This window comes from Solirubrobacter pauli, assembly GCF_003633755.1.
Taxonomy (GTDB): Bacteria; Actinomycetota; Thermoleophilia; order Solirubrobacterales; family Solirubrobacteraceae; genus Solirubrobacter; species Solirubrobacter pauli.
Genome location: NZ_RBIL01000001.1, coordinates 2832548 through 2849167, shown reverse-complemented (window position 1 = coordinate 2849167; position 16620 = coordinate 2832548). Strand labels below are relative to the sequence as shown.

The following is a 16620-nucleotide window of genomic DNA, read 5'->3' as shown; positions in this document are numbered from 1 at the left end:
CGCTACCCGGGCGAGCGGAACTCCTGCGGATCTCGCCCGTTTCAGCCAGTGATGCCCCGTCACCTCGCGATCATCCCCGCTTACAACGAGCGTGGCGCCATCGGCGCGACGGTTGCGGACGTGCTCGAGCACGCGCCGGACTTCGACGTGCTCGTGATCGACGACGGGTCGACGGACGACACGGCGGTCCGGGCCCGCGCGGCGGGCGCGGCGGTCGTCCAGCTGCCTTTCAACCTCGGCATCGGCGGCGCGGTCCAGGCCGGCTACCAGTACGCGTTGGACAACGGGTATGACATCGCGGTCCAGGTCGACGGCGACGGCCAGCACGACGCCCGCCACATCAACGTCCTGCTCGAGCACCTGCGGGCGAACACGAATCTCGGCATGGTCACGGGCTCGCGCTTCATGGCCGAGAGCGACGAGGACGGGTATCGCTCGTCGACGTCGCGCCGCGCGGGCATCCGCATGTTCGCCTGGGTGCTCTCGCGGCTTGTCGGCCGCAAGGTGACCGACCCGACGTCGGGCTTCCGGATGGTCCGCGGCCGCGGTGTGGAGCTGTTCGCTCGCGACTACCCGCACGACTATCCCGAGGTGGAAGCCGTGTTGCTGCTGCACTTCCACAAGCTCGAGGGCGCCGAGGTGCCGGTGCGCATGCGCCCCCGCACGACCGGCGTGTCCTCCATCAACGCCAGCCGCTCGGTCTACTACATGGTCAAGGTGCTGTTGGCCATCTTCGTCGGCCTCCTGCGGGCGCGCCCGGTCGTGGAGGCCGGCGACCCGGCGGCGGTCACCGCCCAGCAGACGCTCTGATGGACAACCGGATCCAGATCGTCGCCATCATCGCCACCGCCGTGGGCTTCGCGGTGGTGTTCGAGCTGGTGCGCCGGCGCCGGTTGCTGGAGCGCTACGCCCTGCTGTGGCTCCTGTCCGCGGCGGTCATGCTCGGGCTCTCGATCTGGCGCGGCGCGCTGGAAGAGGCGGCGGGCCTGATCGGCGTCGCGTATCCGCCGTCTGCCCTGTTTGTCATCGCATTCGGTTTCGTGCTTCTCATGCTGCTGCACTACTCGCTCGTCATCTCGCGCATCGTCGACGAGAACAAGCGGCTCGCGCAGCGGCTCGGGCTGCTCCAGCAGAAGGTGGACGCGCTCGTCGCCGAGCAGCGCACCGAGGAGCCCCGCGAAGTCGAAGCGCTGCCCGGCCCCCGGACCTGAGCTGTGGCTGAACCGTCGCTGGCGACCATCGTTGTCGCCTACGGCTCCGAGCGTGAGCTCCCCCAGACCCTGGCCGCGTTGCGGGCGCAGCTCGAGCCGGGGGACGATCTCGTCGTGGTCGACAACGCGTCCGCCGACGCCAGCGCGGAGATCGCCCGCGCCGCCGGTGCGCGCGTGATCGAGCTGGAGCGCAACGTCGGCTTCGCGGGCGGGTGCCGCGCCGGAGCCGAAGCGACCACGGCGCCGCTGCTGTTCTTCTGCAATCCCGATTGCGAGGTCGCTCCGGGCACGCTCTCCGCCTTGCGCGCCGCGGCGACGTTGAAGCCGCGCTGGGGCGCTTGGCAGGCACTCGTGACCCTGCCCGGAGGTCGCGAGGTGAACACGTCCGGCGGGATCACCCACTGGCTCGGCATGGGCTGGGCGGGCGCCTACGGCGCCTCGGTCGACGCGGTGGAGCCAGAGCTGCACGAGGTGTCCTTCGCCTCCGGCGCGGCGCTCATGGTCCGTCGCGAGGCATGGGAAGAGGTCGACGGGTTCGACGCGGCCTACTTCATGTACTGCGAGGACCTGGATCTCTCGTTGCGCCTCCGGCTCGCGGGCTGGGGCGTCGGGATCGCGCCGCAGGCGCGCGTCGAGCACGCGTACGACTTCGACAAGGGCTCGTACAAGTGGTTCCTGCTCGAGCGCAACCGCTGGTGGACGGTCATCGGGGCGTATCCCGGGCCGTTGCTGCTCGCGCTCCTGCCGGCGCTGCTCGGCGCCGAGCTCGCGCTGCTGGCGGTGGCCGCACGGGGTGGCTGGCTGCCGGAGAAGCTCCGCGCGCAGGCGGCAGTGCTGCGCTCGCTGCCGTGGGCGCTGCGCCGCCGGCGCCGAGTCCAGCGCACGCGCCGCGCCGGAGGCGAGCAGGCGCTCGTCGGCGCGCTGAGCCCCGCGCTGGACTCGCCGTTCCTCGGGCCGGTCGCGGAGCTGGGACCGGTGCGCGCGCTCCAAGCCGGTTACTGGGCGTTCGCGCGCCGGGTCGTGGGGGGCGCGCATGGCTGAGACCGTCGAGTCGACCACGCGCGTGGCCGAGGTGCCCGTTGTCGGGCACCGGCGCCGCTGGGCGCCGCCTCGTCCGCTGGCGGCGCTGCTGGCCGCGTGCGCACTGCTAGGCGTCGCGTGGGCGCTGCTCCTGCCCGCCTGGCAGGCGCCCGACGAGAACTCGCACTACGGCTACGTGCAGTCGCTCGTCGACGGGCCCGGGCTCCCGGGCGAACCCGATCACCTGATGTTCTCGACCGAGCAGCTGTTCTCGGCCGACGCCGCCAACGCCAACCAGACGGCCGCCGCGCCGTCGACCAAGCCCGAGTGGGATCCGCGCGCCTACGACGCTTGGCGCGCGGAGTGGGCCAAGCGTCCGGATGCGCAGCGCTCGGATGGCGGCGGACCGAACCCGGCTCGCTCGAACCCGCCGTTGGCGTACCTCGTCTACGCGGCGCCGTACGCCGCCTTCTCCGGCGCGGACCCGTTCGACCGTCTGGTGGCGATGCGGCTCGTCGGCGTGCTGTGGCTGCTCGTCGCGGTGCTCGCTACCTGGGCGCTCGCCGGCGAGGTCTTCGGCCGTCGGCCGGTGCTGCAGCTGGGCGCCGCCGCCGTGCCGGCGCTAGCCCCCATGCCGATGTTCGTCAGCGCCTCGGTCACGCCGGACGCGATGCTCTTCGCAGCCTGGTCGGTGGCCTTCTGGCTGGGAGCGCGGGTGCTCGTGCGCGGACTCACGGTCAGCCGAGGCGTGGCCTTCATGGTCGCTGTCGGCCTGGCGTGCTGGATCAAGGCGACGAGCTACGGACTGATCCCGGGCGCCCTGGTGGCGTTCGGCTGGGCGCTGTGGCGTGCGCGACGCGCCGCCCCCGTGCGGCTCGCCGTCCCGGGCCTGGCGGCGCTCGCGGTGAGCGTCGGTGGGTGGGTGGTGCTCGCACGAGCGCTGGCCCGCCCGGCCTCTGAGCAGCTGACCAGCGTCGCGACCGCGAGCGGCCTCGATCCACGCGAGCTCGCGTCCTACTTGTGGCAGTTCTACCTCCCGCGTCTGTGGTTCATGCAGGACTTCTTCGCCAAGGTGCCGGTCACGCTGCCGGTCTACGACACGATGCTGCAGGGCGCATGGGGCCGCTTCGGCTGGCTCGAGATCGCGTTCCCCGAGCCCGTGTACTGGGCGCTCACCGCGGTGACGATCGCGACCGTCGTGCTCGCCGGGAGCGCGCTCTGGCGGTTGCGGCGCGGCCTGGATCGCGCGGTGTTGGCGTTCCTGGCGGTCGTCGCCCTCACCCTGCTGGCGGGATTGCACTGGCAGGAGTACCGGCTCGTGCTCAGCGGAGCGGGCCTATTCATGCAGGGTCGTTACCTGCTGCCGCTGGTGGCGATCGCGGGTGTCGTCGTCGCTGCCGCCCTGTGCGTGGTGCCGGCACGCCGGCGCGCGACCGCCGTGGCCGTCGTGCTCAGCGGGCTGTTCGCACTGCAGATCTTCTCGCTCGCGCTGATCGTGGAGCGGTTTTATGCGTAGTCCCGCACGCATCTGCGCCGCCGTGTGCGGGCTCGCAGTGGTCGCGCTCCTGCTGGTGAGCGCGTTCAAGCGCACGGACGAGAGCTTCACCCTCGGGGTCGCCGCCGCGCTTCCGGTGGTCCCGCTCGACCCGGGCCAGGAGGCGTGCCAGGAGCGCATCCGGGTCCCGCCGAGCGGGAACTTCGATCGCGTCGCGTTCAAGGTCGGCACCTACGGCCGGCCCGGGCCCGAGCTGGCGGTGGAGATCCGGGACTCGGCGAGTCGCCGGGTACTGGCCCGGGGAACGCTCGCCGCCGGCTATGCCGACGTCCAACGCGAGCCCCAGCACGTCGTGCGGGTCGGCGAGGTGCCGGCCAGCAGCTCGGTCGCGGCCTGCGTCCGCAACGACGGCCCCACCCGCATGGCGATCTTCGGCAACCCGGACGCGGCGTCGTTGCCGACCACCGCCGAGATCGACGGAGTCGGCGCGGGCGTCGACCTGGCGCTGCGCTTCGAGCGGTCTCCGCGGTCGCTGCTGTCGCTGGTGGGCGCGTTCGCCGCGCGCGCGGCGCTCTTCAAGGTCAGTTGGTTCGGCGCGTGGACCTTCTGGCTGCTCGGCGCGCTCGTGCTCGTGGCCGTGCCGGTGCTGCTCGTCCGTGCCGTGCGCGGGCTCGAGGAGTGAGATGCCGGAGCTGAGCGTCGTGCTCGTCAACCACAACGGCGCGGACTGCCTGCCCGCGACGCTCGCGGCGTTGCGCGCCGGCACGCGGGCCGAGCACGAGATCATCGTCGTCGACTCGGCCTCCACCGACGGCTCCTGGCGGGACCTCGACGGGGTCCGCGTGCTGCGCCACGAGAAGAACGTGGGCTTCTCGGCGGGCTGCAACCGCGGCGCGGAAGCGGCGACGGGCGAGTACGTCGCGTTCATCAACTTCGACGCCTCCGTCGAGGACGGCTGGGACGAGCCGCTGCTGAACCTGCTGCGCGAGGACCCGGGGATCGCCGTCGCGACCGGGCTGCTCGTCACGCCCGACGGGGCGACGCTGGAGGCGGTCGGGCTGGAGATCGCGCCCAACACCGCCACCTACGGGCGGATGGAGGGCCTGCCGCGCGCGGCGGCTCCGGCCGGGCCGGTCGACGTCGTCGCGGCCTCCGGCGCGCTCACCGTCGTGCGCCGGTCGGAGTTCCTCGGGTTCGACGAGCTGATCTGGATGTACGGCGAGGAGGCCGACTACGCGCTGCGGCTGAGCGGGCGCGTGGTCCTGCACCCCGGCAGCGCCATCCGGCACGAGAACGGCCACGCGTCGGGACCGCGCCAGTCCGAGACGCGGCTGTACTGGCCGTCCCGCAACCGCTTGATCCTCGCCGCCCGCCATCTGCCGCCGTGGCCGTTCGCGGTCTCGGTGGCCGCGTCGGCCGCGTTCGATCTGGCCTCGCTGCTGCAGGTCCGCAGGGCGTGGGCCGCGCGCGCGATCCTGCGCGGCTGGCGCGACGGGCTCGCGCTGGTGGCGGCCGCGCGCCGCGACCGCACGCCCGCGCAGCGCGCCGCCGCGGCGCGCAAGCTGGTCGGCCTGCGAACCGCGATGCACGAGCAGCGCCGCCTGGAGCGCCTGCGCGCATGACGCGCCCGGCCCGCACCTTCCGGCGCCCGATCGGCGGCCGGCGCCGCCGGCCAGGGGGTGCGTGCGCGTGACGCGGGTGCTCGTCATCTCCGCCGAGCCCATCGGCGGCGCGATGCTCGGGTCGGCCATCCGGGCGTACGAGCTGGCGCGGGCGCTGCGCCCGCACGCGGAGGTGCTGGTGGCCGCGCCGGAGGGCGGCGACGGGTCGGCCGACCTGGAGTTCGCGCGCGACGACGCGCGGGCGCTGCGGCCACTGCTCGCCCGGGCCGACTTCGTGATCACGCAGCCGCCCTGGCCGCACGTGATGGCGGAGCTGCGCCGCTCGGACGCGCGGCTGATCTTCGACCTCTACGACCCCGAGCCGCTGGAGAACCTGGAGCTGCTGGCCGGGCGCGGCGCGCTGGTGCGCCGGGCGGTGTCGACGCTGACGCTCGACCGGTTCGCGGCCGCGCTGCGCGCGGGCGACCACTTCATCTGCGCCTCCGAGACCCAGCGGTCGCTGTGGCTGGGGATGCTGCTGGCCGAGCGGCTGCTGCCGCCCGGCGTCTACGACGCCGACCCGACGCTGCGCTCACGGCTGGGCGTCGTCCCGTTCGGCGTCTCGGCGCAGGCGCCCGTGGCGGACGGCCCGGGGCCGCGCGAGCGGTTCGGGATCGAGGGCGACCTCGTCCTCTGGAACGGCGGCGTGTGGCCCTGGCTCGACGCGCCGACCGCGATCCGCGCCGTCGCCGAGCTGGGCCGCGACGCGACGCTCGTGTTCATGTCGGGCAAGGGCGGTTCGGGACCGGCGGAGCGCGCGGTCGCCGAGGCGCGGGCGGTGCCCGGCCCGGTCGTCTTCAACGAGACGTGGGTGCCGTACGAGCAGCGCGCCACCTGGCTGCTGGAGGCCGACTGCGCGATCTCCACGCACCGTGACCACCTCGAGACGCGCTTCGCCTTCCGCACGCGGTTGCTGGACTGCTTCTGGGCCGGGCTGCCGGTGGTCGCCAGCGCCGGCGACGACCTCGCCGAGCGCGTGGCCCGCGACGGCCTGGGCGCCGTGGCCGCGCCCGGTGACGTCGCCGGCACGGCGGCGGCGCTGGAGCAGGTCCTTCAGCGCGGTCGCGCGGCCTACGCCCCGGCGCTCGCCGAGGCGGCCGACGCCTTCGCCTGGAGCCGGACCGTCGCGCCGATCGTCAAGTGGCTGGTCACGCCCGCGCCGGCCCGCGTGCGCGGGCGCGGCGCGTTCAGGCCACGCGACGCGGCCTTCCGCGCCGCGCTGCGCGTCCTGGGCCGCTGGCCCTCACTCTGAGGGGCGCCACGTGAGCGCGTGGCGCAGGTCGCTCGTCCGGCGCGACTGCACCTCGCGGCGGGCGCGCAGCGTCGACGGCAGCCGGCGCCCGGCGTCGCGCCAGGCCCGCAGCACCGTGCGGCCGCGTCCGGCGCGGATGCCCTGCGCGAGCAGCCAGGCCTGGTAGGCCAGGAGTACCGGCGCGAGCAGCGCCAGCCGCCGCGGCGGGAACGTCTTCAGCACCAGCGCGATCAGGTTGCGGTGGATCAGGTACGCCTCGAGCTGGCCCATGCGCTTGCTGGTGGCGCCGCCGAGGTGGTTGACCACCGCGCTCGGGACGTAGCGGCAGCGCCAGCCCTGCAGCTGCGCGCGCACGCCCCAGTCGACGTCCTCGAGGTAGGCGAAGAACGAGTCGTCGAACGGGCCGACAGCGTCCAGGGCGGTGCGCCGGTACAGCGCCGCGCCGCCACAGGCCGACAGCACCTCGCCCGGCTCGTCCCAGCGGCCGTCGTCCGGCGTGCCGTGCCCGCGCCGCCAGGGACCGCCGAACCACGTCAGCGTGTCGCCCGCGCCGTCGACCACGCCCGGCTCGCGCAGCATCAGCATCTTCGCCGTGGCCGAGCCCGCCTCGGGGTGCGAGTCCAGGGCGCGCGCCAGCGCCTCGAGACAGCCGGGCTCGACGGTCATGTCGTTGTTGAGCAACGCCACGTACTCCGTGTCGGCCGCCGCGATGCCCGCGTTGACGGCCGGCGCGAAGCCCACGTTCGCCGGCAGCGCCAGGAGCTCCACCCACGGGTAGGCGTCCCGCACGTGCTCGACGGAGCCGTCCGTGGACCCGTTGTCCACCACCAGCACCCGCTCGCCCTCGAGCGTCGGCAGGATCAGGTCGAGCATGTCGCGGCCGTTCCACGACGGGACGATGGCGGTCACCCTGGGGCCGCCGCCCGCCTGCGCGCTCATGCCGACGATGCTAGTGCAGGTCCCTCTACTAGGGTGATCGGCCGATGCCGAGCGTGGAAGTCCTCAAGCAACGGCTCGCCCGCGAGGCGACCGGCCGCCCCTGGTTGCAGACCGCGGTGCGCTACGCCTCCCCCGCCGAGCACGAGGTCCGGTGGGTCCGCCGACGGCTCGCCGGGCGCTTCCTGAAGGGCCAGGGGGTCGAGATCGGCGCCCTGCACATGCCGCTCGCGCTCCCGCGCGGCGCCTCGGTGCGCTACGTGGACCGGATGGACGCGGACGCGCTCCGGCGCGAGTACGCGGACCTCGCCGGCCGCCCGCTCGTCGACGTCGACGTGATCGACAACGGTGAGACGCTCGCCACGATCGCCGACGACTCGGTCGACTTCGTGATCGCGAACCACTTCATCGAGCACACCGAGGACCCGCTCGCGACGCTGCGCGCCCACGCGCGCGTGCTGCACCCCGGCGGCGTCCTGTTCATGGCCGTCCCGGACAAGCGCGCGACGTTCGACCGCGACCGCCCGGTGACGCCGCTCGAGCACCACGTCCAGGACGCGGCCGACGGTCCGCAGGGCAGCCGCGGCAGCCACTTCGAGGAGTGGGCGCGCCACGTCGAGAAGGTGCCCGAGGATCGCGTGGTCGAGCGGGCGCGCGAGCTCGACGCGATGGACTACTCGATCCACTTCCACGTCTTCACGCCGGCGTCGTTCACGGACCTGCTCGTGCACGCGCGTCGTGAGGCGGGGATCGGCCTCGAGATCGAGGGCATCGTCCCGGTGCGCCACGAGTTCATCGCGATCCTGCGACGAACGGCCTGAGCCCTGTCACGCAACGTCCTCGTCAACATCCTCAATGCCGCGGCGTCGATCCTGCTCGCGGCGATCACGGTCCCGCTGGCGCTGCACTTCGTCGGCCTCAACGGGTTCGGCGTCTGGACGCTCGCGCAGACCGCGCTGTTCTACGTCGCCACCGCGGAGACGGGGATCGGGCCGGCGCTGCAGCGGTTCATCTCGGTCGCGCGCGGCACGGGTGAGCTCAAGCAGGCCGCGCGGCTGATCTGGTCGGCGTCGGCCCTCTACACGGCGCTCGGAGCGGCGGTCGGCGCGGCGACGGTCCTGCTCGCACCGGCGATCGTCCGCCTGTTCGACGTCGACCGGGCCTTGCGTGCGGACGCGGTCGAGATGTTCCGCGTCACGGGCGTCGTGATGCTGCTCGCGCTGCTCGCGGGCGGCCTCGCCAACGTCCTCCAGGGGCTGGAGCGCTTCGTCGCCGCGACGGTCGCCACCACCATCGCCGCCGTCGTCTTCCTGATCGCCGCGCCGATCCTCCTCGCCGCCGACTACGGGCTCAAGGGCCTGGCGCTCGCCGCGCTCGCCCAGCAGGCCGCCGGCGTCGTCGTCCGGGTGTGGATGATCCGCGACGTCCTCGCCTCCACGCGGCCCGGCTGGATCACGCGCGGCGAGGCGCGTGAGCTCGTGTCGTTCTCCGCACGGCTGCAGGTGAACGTCGCCTCCACGCTGATCAACTCGCAGACGGACAAGCTCGTCGTCGGCCTCGTGGCCAGCAACGCGACGCTCGGCGCGGTCGGCATCGCCTCGCAGGCCGCCGAGGCCGTGCGCTTCTTCCTCGGCGCCGCGCTCGGGCCGATCAACGCGCGCCTGGCCGTGGTGCACGGCACCGGCGACGGTGGCGGCCTCGCCGCGCTCTACCACCGGCTCGAGAACATCTGGATCCGCGTGAACATCGGCATCACGGCGCTGGCGACGGCGCTGATGCCCGCGCTGATCATCGCCTGGGTCGGCGAGGACACCGGCGACGCTGCGCAGTTCGCGACGATCCTGACCTTCGGCTACTGCGTGAGCGTCCTCAGCGGGCCCGCGCTCGCCTACCTGCGGGCGATCGGCCGGATCAACCCCGAGGCGCTGCTCGGCCTCGGGCTGATCGCGGCCAACGTGGTGCTCACGGTCGTGCTCGGGATCGCCTTCGGCGCGATCGGCGTCGTCACCGCCACGTCGATCGCCTACACGGTGATCACGATCGTGTTCTTCTGGCGGGTGCACCCGATCCTGCCGCCGCGCCCGGCCGACAGCCCGCCCGCGATCCAGCCGCGCGTGATCGCCGCGGCGCTCGGCACCGCTGCCCTCGCCGGCGCCTGGGGCACCGCGATGGCGCTCCTGCTGCCGCGCCTCGTCGCGCTCGTCCCGATCGGGCTCGGCGCCGCGGTCGCCCTCGCCGCGTTCGTCGTGCTCACGACGGACGGGCTCGAGGAGCTCGGGATCAGGCTTCCCGGTCGCCGCCGGGCGTGAGCCGCCAGCCACGCGGACGCCGCACGACGCGCTCGAGCTCGCTGACGGGGACGCGGCGGGTCGCCTGGACCGCGCGGCGCTTGCGCAGCGTCGCGGGCAGGGCGCGCCCGGCCTCCGCCAGCGCCTGCAGGTGCACGCGGAGCATCCCGACGCGGGCCGACCCGACCAGCGCGAGCGCCATCCCCCACAGCACGAGCGGCCCATGCCGCAGCAGCGCGCGGGCCGGGTAGTTCTTGAGCACGAGCGCGACGCCGTTGCGTCGGTTGAGCCGGTACACGAGCGGGTGCGCCGCGGCCTTGCTCTCGGTCGTGCCGCCGCCGACGTGGTAGGCGATCGCGCCCGGCTCGTAGCGGCAGCTCCAGCCCGCCAGGCGCGCCCGGAAGCCCCAGTCGACGTCCTCCTGGTAGGCGAAGAAGTCCTCGTCGAGCAACCCGACCTCGGCCAGCGCCGCGCCGCGGTAGAGCGCGGCGCCGCCGCTCGCGCTGAACACCTCGCCCGGCTCGTCCCAGCGTGCGACGGGCTCGCCGCGTCCGCGTGGGTGCGCGGTGCCCTGCCAGAACAGCTCGTCGCCCGCGCCGTCGAGCACGTCGCGATCGCCGAACACGACCATCCGCGCCGCCACCGACCCGGCGCGCGGGTGGGCGTCCAGCGTCGCCAGCAGCGCCTCCAGGAAGCGCGGATCGAGCTCGACGTCGTTGTTGACGAGCGCCACGTGCTCGCCGCGCGCGGCCTCGATCCCGCGGTTGACCGGCCCGGCGAAGCCCGCGTTCTCCGGTAGCGCGACCACCCGCACGTCCGGCCACTCGGCCGCCAGCCAGTCCACGGTCCCGTCCGTGGACGCGTTGTCCACGACGACCGTCTCGAAGGCGGTCGTCGTCTGCGCGGCCAAAGAGGGCAGCAGCACGTCGAGGTGGTGCCGCCCGTTCCAGGTCGGGACGACGACGGAGACCCGCAGGCTCACGAAGCGGGCTTGTCCACCACGAGGATCGCGCGGTACGCGCGTCCCGCCGCCGGCCGGTTGCGACGCAGCGCCTTGAACACGACCCCGACCGCCGGGCGCGTGTGCAGCCCGAGCGGCCACGTGAGCCGGTACCAGCGGCGGACGCCGTAGAGCCCGTGCAGCGTGCGGAAGGCGTTCGGCGACAGGTGCGGCTCCACGCGCGCCGTCGCGCCCGGCCCGGCGACCGACAGCGCGGTCCGGCGGACCGCCTCGCTGCGCGGCAGCCCGTTCGCGATGTGCTCGGCCACCCACGGGTGGTCCTCGCCCGTGGCGGCCTTGAACGCGCCGTTGAGCCACAGGTCCAGCCGCTCGCCGGTCTCGTCCGCCGGGAACGTGACGACGAGCCGCCCGCCCGGCCGCAGCGCGCGCAGCATCTCGCGCAGCGCCGGCTCGCGCTCGTCCGGCGCGAGGTGCTCGAGCATCTCCAGGCTCAGCACGAAGTCGAACTCGCCGTCGGCCACGGGCAGGGCGGTCGCCGAGCCCTCACGCGGCTCCAGCAGCGGCGTCTCGCGCTCGGCGGTGCGCTCGAACGCCCGGTCCACGCCCACCACGGGATGCTCCAGCCACTCGGTCACGCCACCCGACCCGGAGCCGACCTCCAGCACCTTCGCGTCCGCGCGCCAGCGGTCGCGCAGCAACGCCAGCACGGCGTCGTAGCGCAGCGCGGTGTCGAGCGTCGCGTCGGTCGGGCGCAGACGTGCAGGCATTGGATCCGGCATCGCGAAGATGGTACGTGGGGCCGGTTGTGTCACCATCACCGACCTTCGACGCGACTTTCCGTCACCGGCCGCGTTAGGAGTCGCAGTGAGCACGCTGAACACCATGTCGAACACCGCGCCCGCCGCCCGTCTGGCGGACCCGCCAGAGCCGCCGCAGAGCGCCCCCGTGCTGGGGGTGCCGCTGGCGCTGATCGACTACGAGCGCACGCTCGACTGGATCGAGGCCGCCGTCAAGAGCCGCCATCGCGGCTACGTCTGCGTCGCCGCGGTGCACACGGTGATGGCCTGCCAGGAGGACCCGGACCTGCGTCGCGCCGTCGAGGGCTCCGACTTCACGGTGCCGGACGGCCAGCCGCTCGTCTGGGCGTTGCGCGCGCTCGGCCACAAGCTGAGCGACCGCGTGTACGGCCCGACGCTGATGGACAAGGCGTGCGCCCGCGCCGCCGAGACCGGCCAGCGCTTCTACCTGTACGGCGGCCGCAACCCGGGCGCGCTCGCCCAGCTCACCCGCACGCTGCGCCTGCGCTACCCGGGCCTGAAGATCGTCGGCGGCTACGCCCCGCCCTTCCGCCCGCTCACCGAGGCCGAGGAAGAGCACATCGCGCGGGACATCCACCGCTCCGGCGCGGACGTCGTGTGGGTCGGCGTCGGCGTCCCGAAGCAGGAGAAGTGGATGGCGCGGATGCGCCCGCGGCTCGAGACGCCCGTGCTCATCGGCGTCGGCGCGGCGTTCGACTTCCACGCCGGGCTCGTCCCGCAGGCGCCCGCCGCGATGCAGCGCCTCGGGCTCGAGTGGCTGTTCCGGATGGCCCAGGAGCCGCGCCGCCTGTGGAAGCGCTACGCGCGCTACAACCCGCTCTTCGTCGCCGGCTTCGCGCGTCAGTACGTGCGCCACCGGCTGGGTCGCTAACCGGCCCGCGGCGGCACGGCCGCTAGCCTCCAAGGCTGCCTCATGCGTTACGACGTCTCTGTCATCGGTCTCGGCCGCATCGGCCTGCCTCTCGCCCTGAGCTTCGCCGACCACGGGCTGTCGGTGCTCGGCGTGGACTCCGACCAGGAGCGCCTCGGCGCCATCCGCGAGCGGCGGATGCCGTTCAAGGAGCCGGGCACGGACGAGCTGATCGCCCGTGTCGAGCTCGGCACGTCGACCCGCGCGGCCGACGCCGCCGAGGCCCGCGCGATCGTGCTCACGCTCGGCACGCCCGCTCTCTCGCACATCGAGATCGACATCCGCGACATCCGCACGGTGCTGGACGACCTCCTGCCGCACCTGCGCGAAGGCCACCTGCTCGTGCTGCGCTCGACGGTCGCGCCCGGCACGACGGAGTTCGTCGCCGGCTACCTCGAGAAGCACCGCGGCTTCCGCGTCGGCGAGGACATCTTCGTCGCGCACGTCCCGGAGCGGATCGCGGCCGACAAGTTCATGGAGGAGATCTCCTCGCTGCCGTGCATCGTCGGCGGCATCGGCGAGGCCTCCGGCGAGCGCGCCGCGCAGCTGTTCGAGCCGCTCGGCGCCCCGATCGTGCAGACCACGCCGGTGCAGGCCGAGCTGGCGAAGATCTGGACCAACATCCTGCGCTACGCGACGTTCGCGCTGCCGAACCTGCTGATGATGGACTGCGAGCGCTACGGCGCGAACGTGTTCGACGTCATCGAGCTCATCAACCGCGACTATCCGCGCGGCGGCATCAAGATGCCCGGCCTCACCGCCGGCACCTGCCTGCGCAAGGACTTCGCCTTCTCCGAGGAGCGCTCCAGCGCGCCCGGCATGCTGCTGGCGGTCTCGCGCGTGCACGAGACGGTGCCGCTGTTCCTCGTGGACGGCGTCAAGCGCCGCCTCGGCGGCTCGCTGCGCGAGAAGCGGATCGCGGTGCTCGGCCTGGCCTTCAAGTCGGACACCGACGACGAGCGCGACAGCCTCTCGCACAAGCTCATCCGCCTGCTCGAGCGTGAGCTGGCCGATGTCGCGGTGCACGACCCGGTGGTCGCCACGCCGACGTCGAGCTTCGACGAGGCCGTCGCGGGCGCCGAAGTGGTCATCGTGGCCACGAACCACAGCGCGTACTCCACGCCGGAGTCGCTGCGGGCGATCGCCGAGCAGGCGCCGGATGCGCTGATCGTCGACCCCTGGAACGCGCTCGGCACGGCGCAGGTCTTCGCGTACGTCGCCGAAGTCGCCGCGCTCCGGGCATGAGTCCGAAGGGGTGGGCGGCGTTCGCCGCCATGTCGCTGATCTGGGGCGTCCCCTACCTGTTCATCAAGGTCGCCGTGGACGACGGCGTGTCCCCGGTGTTCCTGTCGTTCGCGCGGGTCGCGATCGGCGCGGCGCTGCTGCTCGCGTTGGCGTGGCGGGCCGGCGTGCTCGGCCAGCTGCGCGGCCACTGGCGCTGGATCGCGGCGTACGCGGTCGTCGAGATCACGCTGCCGTTCCCGCTGATCGCGGCCGGTGAGCAGTACGTCTCATCGTCGCTGACGGCGATCCTGATCGCCTCGGTGCCGCTGATCGTCGCGCTGCTGGCGATCCGCTTCGACGCCGCCGAGCGCGCGACCGGCCTGCGGGCGGTCGGGCTCCTGATCGGCTTCGCGGGCGTGATCGTGCTGGTCGGCATCGACGTCGCCGGCAACGCCGACGAGCTGCTCGGCGCGGCGCTGATCCTGCTCGCCTCCTGCGGCTACGCGGCCGCGCCGATGATCCTCAAGCGCAAGCTCGGGGGCGTCGACGGACGCGCCGCGATGGGCGCGAGCCTGCTGGTCGCGTCCGCCCTGCTGGCGCTGCCCGCCGCGCTCACCGCGCCCGCCGAGGCGCCGACGACCGACGCGGTGGCGTCGATCGTCGTCCTCGGCCTGATCTGCACGGCGCTCGCGCTGGTCGTCTTCCAGTTCCTGATCCTGGAGGTCGGACCGGGCCGCGCGCTCGTCATCACGTATCTGAACCCCGTCGTGGCGGTCGCCCTGGGCGTCCTGATCCTCGACGAGAGCCTGGGCGCCGGCGCGGTGGCGGGCCTGCTGCTGATCCTGGCGGGTTCCTGGCTGTCCACGGACGGGCGGATGCCGCCCGGGATGAGAAGAACACGGGTGGTACCAGCATGAATCGAGTTCTCGTGACCGGCGGCGCCGGGACGATCGGCGCCGCCGTCGTGCGGCGCCTGGTCCGCGACCCGGACTTCGAGGTCCGCGTGTCCGACCAGCGCGACGCACCGCGCTGGATGCGGGAGGCCTGCGAGGTCCACCGCGGCGACCTGCGCGTGCTCGACGAGGCGCGGCAGGCGATGAAGGGCTGCACGCACGTCATCCACCTGGCGGCGATCGTCGGCGGCATCGCGAACTTCCACAAGCTCCCGTACACGCTGACCGAGGTCAACAACGCGCTGTACAACGGGATCTTCCGCGCCGCGCTCGACGAGGGCGTCGAGCGCTTCACGTACGTCTCCTCGAGCATGGTCTTCGAGAACGCGACGCAGTACCCGACGCGTGAGGACTACCTGCCCGACTGCCCGGTGCCCACGTCCGCGTACGGCTTCTCCAAGCTCACCGGCGAGGTCTACTGCCGCGCCGCGCACGCCGAGCACGGGCTTCCGTACACGATCTGCCGGCCGTTCAACGCCTATGGGCCGGGCGAGATGCCCGAGAACGAGCCCGGCATCGCGCACGCCGTCCCGGACCTGATCCGCAAGTCGCTCCAGCGCCTGCACCCGCTGCCGATCTTCGGCACCGGCGAGCACACGCGCACGCTGACGCACGTCGACGACATCGCCGACGGCATCGTCACCGCGACCGCCGCGGCGGCCGGGCTCAACGAGGACTTCAACATCTCGGCCTCCGACGAGCTGACCGTCGCCGAGATCGCCAAGCTCTGCTGGCGGCTGTCGGGGAACGACCCGGACGCGCTCGAGTTCGAGCACCTGCCGAGCTTCGAGGTCGACGTCGTGCGCCGCTGGCCGTCCGTCGAGAAGGCGGAGCGGATGTTGGGCTGGAAGGCGCAGATCGGCGTCGAGGAAGGCATCTCGCAGACGGTCGAGTGGCTGAGGACTCAAGAGGAGGCTGTGCGCTGATGCCGAGCGCTTTGATCACCGGGATCACCGGTCAGGACGGGTCGTACCTCGCCGAGCTGCTGCTCGAGAAGGGCTACGACGTGCACGGCATGGTGCGTCGCGCGTCGACCGAGAAGTTCGACCGGATCGAGCATCTCCGCGACCGGATCACGCTGCACCAGGCCGACCTGCTCGACCACCGGTCCCTGGTGGACGCGCTGCGCGCCGCCAAGCCGAGCGAGGTCTACAACCTCGCCGCGATGTCGTTCGTCGCCGTGTCGTGGATCCAGCCGACCCTGACCGCCGAGTTCACCGGCGTCGGCGTCACCCGGATGCTCGAGGCCGTGCGCGAGACGTGCCCGGACGCCCGCTTCTACCAGGCGTCCTCGAGCGAGATGTTCGGCAAGGTCCTGGAGACGCCGCAGACCGAGAGCACGCCGTTCTACCCGCGCTCGCCGTACGGCGTGGCGAAGGTCTACGGCCACCACATCACGGTCAACTACCGCGAGTCCTACGACCTGTTCGCGACGTCCGGGATCCTGTTCAACCACGAGTCCCCGCGCCGCGGCCTGGAGTTCGTGACGCGCAAGATCACGTGGCACGCCGCGGCGATCAAGGCCGGCAAGCGCTCCGAGCTCGCGCTCGGCAACCTGGACGCGCGCCGCGACTGGGGCTTCGCGAAGGACTACGTCGACGCGATGTGGCGGATGCTCCAGCACGACAAGCCCGACGACTTCGTGATCGCCACGGGCGAGACGAACACCGTCCGGCGCTGCGTGGAGATCGCCTTCGACGAGGCCGGGCTGGACTGGGAGCAGTACGTGCGCCTGGACCCGCAGTTCCTGCGCCCCGCGGAGGTCGACCTGCTCGTGGGCGACCCCGCGAAGGCCAAGCGGGACCTCGGCTGGGAGCCGACGACCACGTTCGAGGAGCTGATCCGCCTGATGGTGCGGTCCGACCTCGAGCTGCTCGGCGCGTGACATCCG

17 protein-coding genes are annotated in these 16620 nt (G+C 73.1%); 14 read left to right on the top strand and 3 right to left on the bottom strand.

The genetic code is table 11. The features are described 5' to 3' along the window. Nucleotides 1-51 precede the first annotated feature (51 nt). The 7 genes from C8N24_RS13505 (at nt 52) to C8N24_RS13480 (ending at nt 6639) form a co-directional block, all read left to right on the top strand. Nucleotides 52-810 (top strand): glycosyltransferase family 2 protein, encoded by a 759-nt coding sequence (locus C8N24_RS13505; protein ID WP_121250642.1) that lies wholly within the window; start codon nt 52-54, stop codon nt 808-810. Further along, the gene (locus C8N24_RS13500) at nt 810-1211 is read left to right on the top strand and encodes a DUF2304 domain-containing protein (protein WP_121250641.1); all 402 of its coding nucleotides are present in this window, start codon (nt 810-812) and stop codon (nt 1209-1211) included. The genes C8N24_RS13505 and C8N24_RS13500 overlap by 1 nt, the downstream gene beginning before the upstream one ends. Before the next feature lie 3 nt (nt 1212-1214). Beyond that, nucleotides 1215-2252 carry a glycosyltransferase family 2 protein gene (locus C8N24_RS13495; protein WP_121250640.1) on the top strand — a complete coding sequence of 346 codons (1038 nt, stop codon included), beginning with the start codon at nt 1215-1217 and terminating at the stop codon, nt 2250-2252. Continuing rightward, nucleotides 2245-3747 (top strand): DUF2142 domain-containing protein, encoded by a 1503-nt coding sequence (locus C8N24_RS13490; RefSeq protein WP_121250639.1) that lies wholly within the window; start codon nt 2245-2247, stop codon nt 3745-3747. Before C8N24_RS13495 ends, C8N24_RS13490 begins: the two co-directional genes overlap by 8 nt. Beyond that, nucleotides 3740-4408 carry a hypothetical protein gene (locus C8N24_RS33945; RefSeq protein ID WP_170179068.1) on the top strand — a complete coding sequence of 223 codons (669 nt, stop codon included), beginning with the start codon at nt 3740-3742 and terminating at the stop codon, nt 4406-4408. Before C8N24_RS13490 ends, C8N24_RS33945 begins: the two co-directional genes overlap by 8 nt. A gap of 1 nt (nt 4409) precedes the next feature. Further along, nucleotides 4410-5348 carry a glycosyltransferase family 2 protein gene (locus tag C8N24_RS13485; protein ID WP_170179067.1) on the top strand — a complete coding sequence of 313 codons (939 nt, stop codon included), beginning with the start codon at nt 4410-4412 and terminating at the stop codon, nt 5346-5348. Between the two features lie 67 nt (nt 5349-5415). After that, nucleotides 5416-6639, top strand: a complete 1224-nt coding sequence (locus C8N24_RS13480) for a glycosyltransferase (protein ID WP_147447773.1) — start codon at nt 5416-5418, stop codon at nt 6637-6639. Here C8N24_RS13480 and C8N24_RS13475 read toward each other — a convergent pair. After that, on the bottom strand, nt 6631-7578 hold the full coding sequence (locus C8N24_RS13475) for a glycosyltransferase family 2 protein (protein WP_121250636.1): 948 nt from the start codon (nt 7576-7578) through the stop codon (nt 6631-6633). The two genes, C8N24_RS13480 and C8N24_RS13475, sit on opposite strands and share 9 nt — an antisense overlap. Before the next feature lie 44 nt (nt 7579-7622). Here C8N24_RS13475 and C8N24_RS13470 point away from each other — a divergent pair, with 44 nt between their 5' ends. Continuing rightward, nucleotides 7623-8396 carry a methyltransferase domain-containing protein gene (locus C8N24_RS13470; RefSeq protein ID WP_121250635.1) on the top strand — a complete coding sequence of 258 codons (774 nt, stop codon included), beginning with the start codon at nt 7623-7625 and terminating at the stop codon, nt 8394-8396. 3 nt (nt 8397-8399) lie between these two features. Then, nucleotides 8400-9884: a lipopolysaccharide biosynthesis protein gene (locus C8N24_RS13465; protein ID WP_281272647.1), complete on the top strand. Its 1485-nt coding sequence runs from the start codon at nt 8400-8402 to the stop codon at nt 9882-9884. On the opposite strand, the gene C8N24_RS13460 is transcribed toward C8N24_RS13465, so the two are convergent. Continuing rightward, the gene (locus C8N24_RS13460) at nt 9856-10845 is read right to left on the bottom strand and encodes a glycosyltransferase family 2 protein (RefSeq protein WP_170179066.1); all 990 of its coding nucleotides are present in this window, start codon (nt 10843-10845) and stop codon (nt 9856-9858) included. The two genes, C8N24_RS13465 and C8N24_RS13460, sit on opposite strands and share 29 nt — an antisense overlap. Next, a complete protein-coding gene (locus C8N24_RS13455) occupies nt 10842-11591 on the bottom strand; it encodes a class I SAM-dependent methyltransferase (RefSeq protein WP_211339951.1) in 750 nt (249 codons plus the stop codon). The genes C8N24_RS13460 and C8N24_RS13455 overlap by 4 nt, the downstream gene beginning before the upstream one ends. 97 nt (nt 11592-11688) lie before the next feature. On the opposite strand from C8N24_RS13455, the gene C8N24_RS13450 reads away from it, so the two are divergent. The 5 genes from C8N24_RS13450 to gmd are packed head-to-tail and all read left to right on the top strand — an operon-like array spanning nt 11689 to nt 16614. Then, nucleotides 11689-12513: a WecB/TagA/CpsF family glycosyltransferase gene (locus C8N24_RS13450; protein WP_245971854.1), complete on the top strand. Its 825-nt coding sequence runs from the start codon at nt 11689-11691 to the stop codon at nt 12511-12513. A gap of 42 nt (nt 12514-12555) precedes the next feature. Continuing rightward, nucleotides 12556-13797 carry a nucleotide sugar dehydrogenase gene (locus C8N24_RS13445; protein ID WP_121250630.1) on the top strand — a complete coding sequence of 414 codons (1242 nt, stop codon included), beginning with the start codon at nt 12556-12558 and terminating at the stop codon, nt 13795-13797. After that, nucleotides 13794-14693 (top strand): DMT family transporter, encoded by a 900-nt coding sequence (locus tag C8N24_RS13440; RefSeq protein WP_121250629.1) that lies wholly within the window; start codon nt 13794-13796, stop codon nt 14691-14693. Before C8N24_RS13445 ends, C8N24_RS13440 begins: the two co-directional genes overlap by 4 nt. Beyond that, entirely contained in the window at nt 14690-15655 is a 966-nt protein-coding gene (locus C8N24_RS13435) for an NAD-dependent epimerase/dehydratase family protein (protein ID WP_121250628.1), read from the top strand. Before C8N24_RS13440 ends, C8N24_RS13435 begins: the two co-directional genes overlap by 4 nt. Continuing rightward, a complete protein-coding gene (gmd, locus tag C8N24_RS13430) occupies nt 15655-16614 on the top strand; it encodes a GDP-mannose 4,6-dehydratase (protein ID WP_121250627.1) in 960 nt (319 codons plus the stop codon). The genes C8N24_RS13435 and gmd overlap by 1 nt, the downstream gene beginning before the upstream one ends. The last annotated feature ends 6 nt before the right edge of the window (nt 16615-16620 follow it).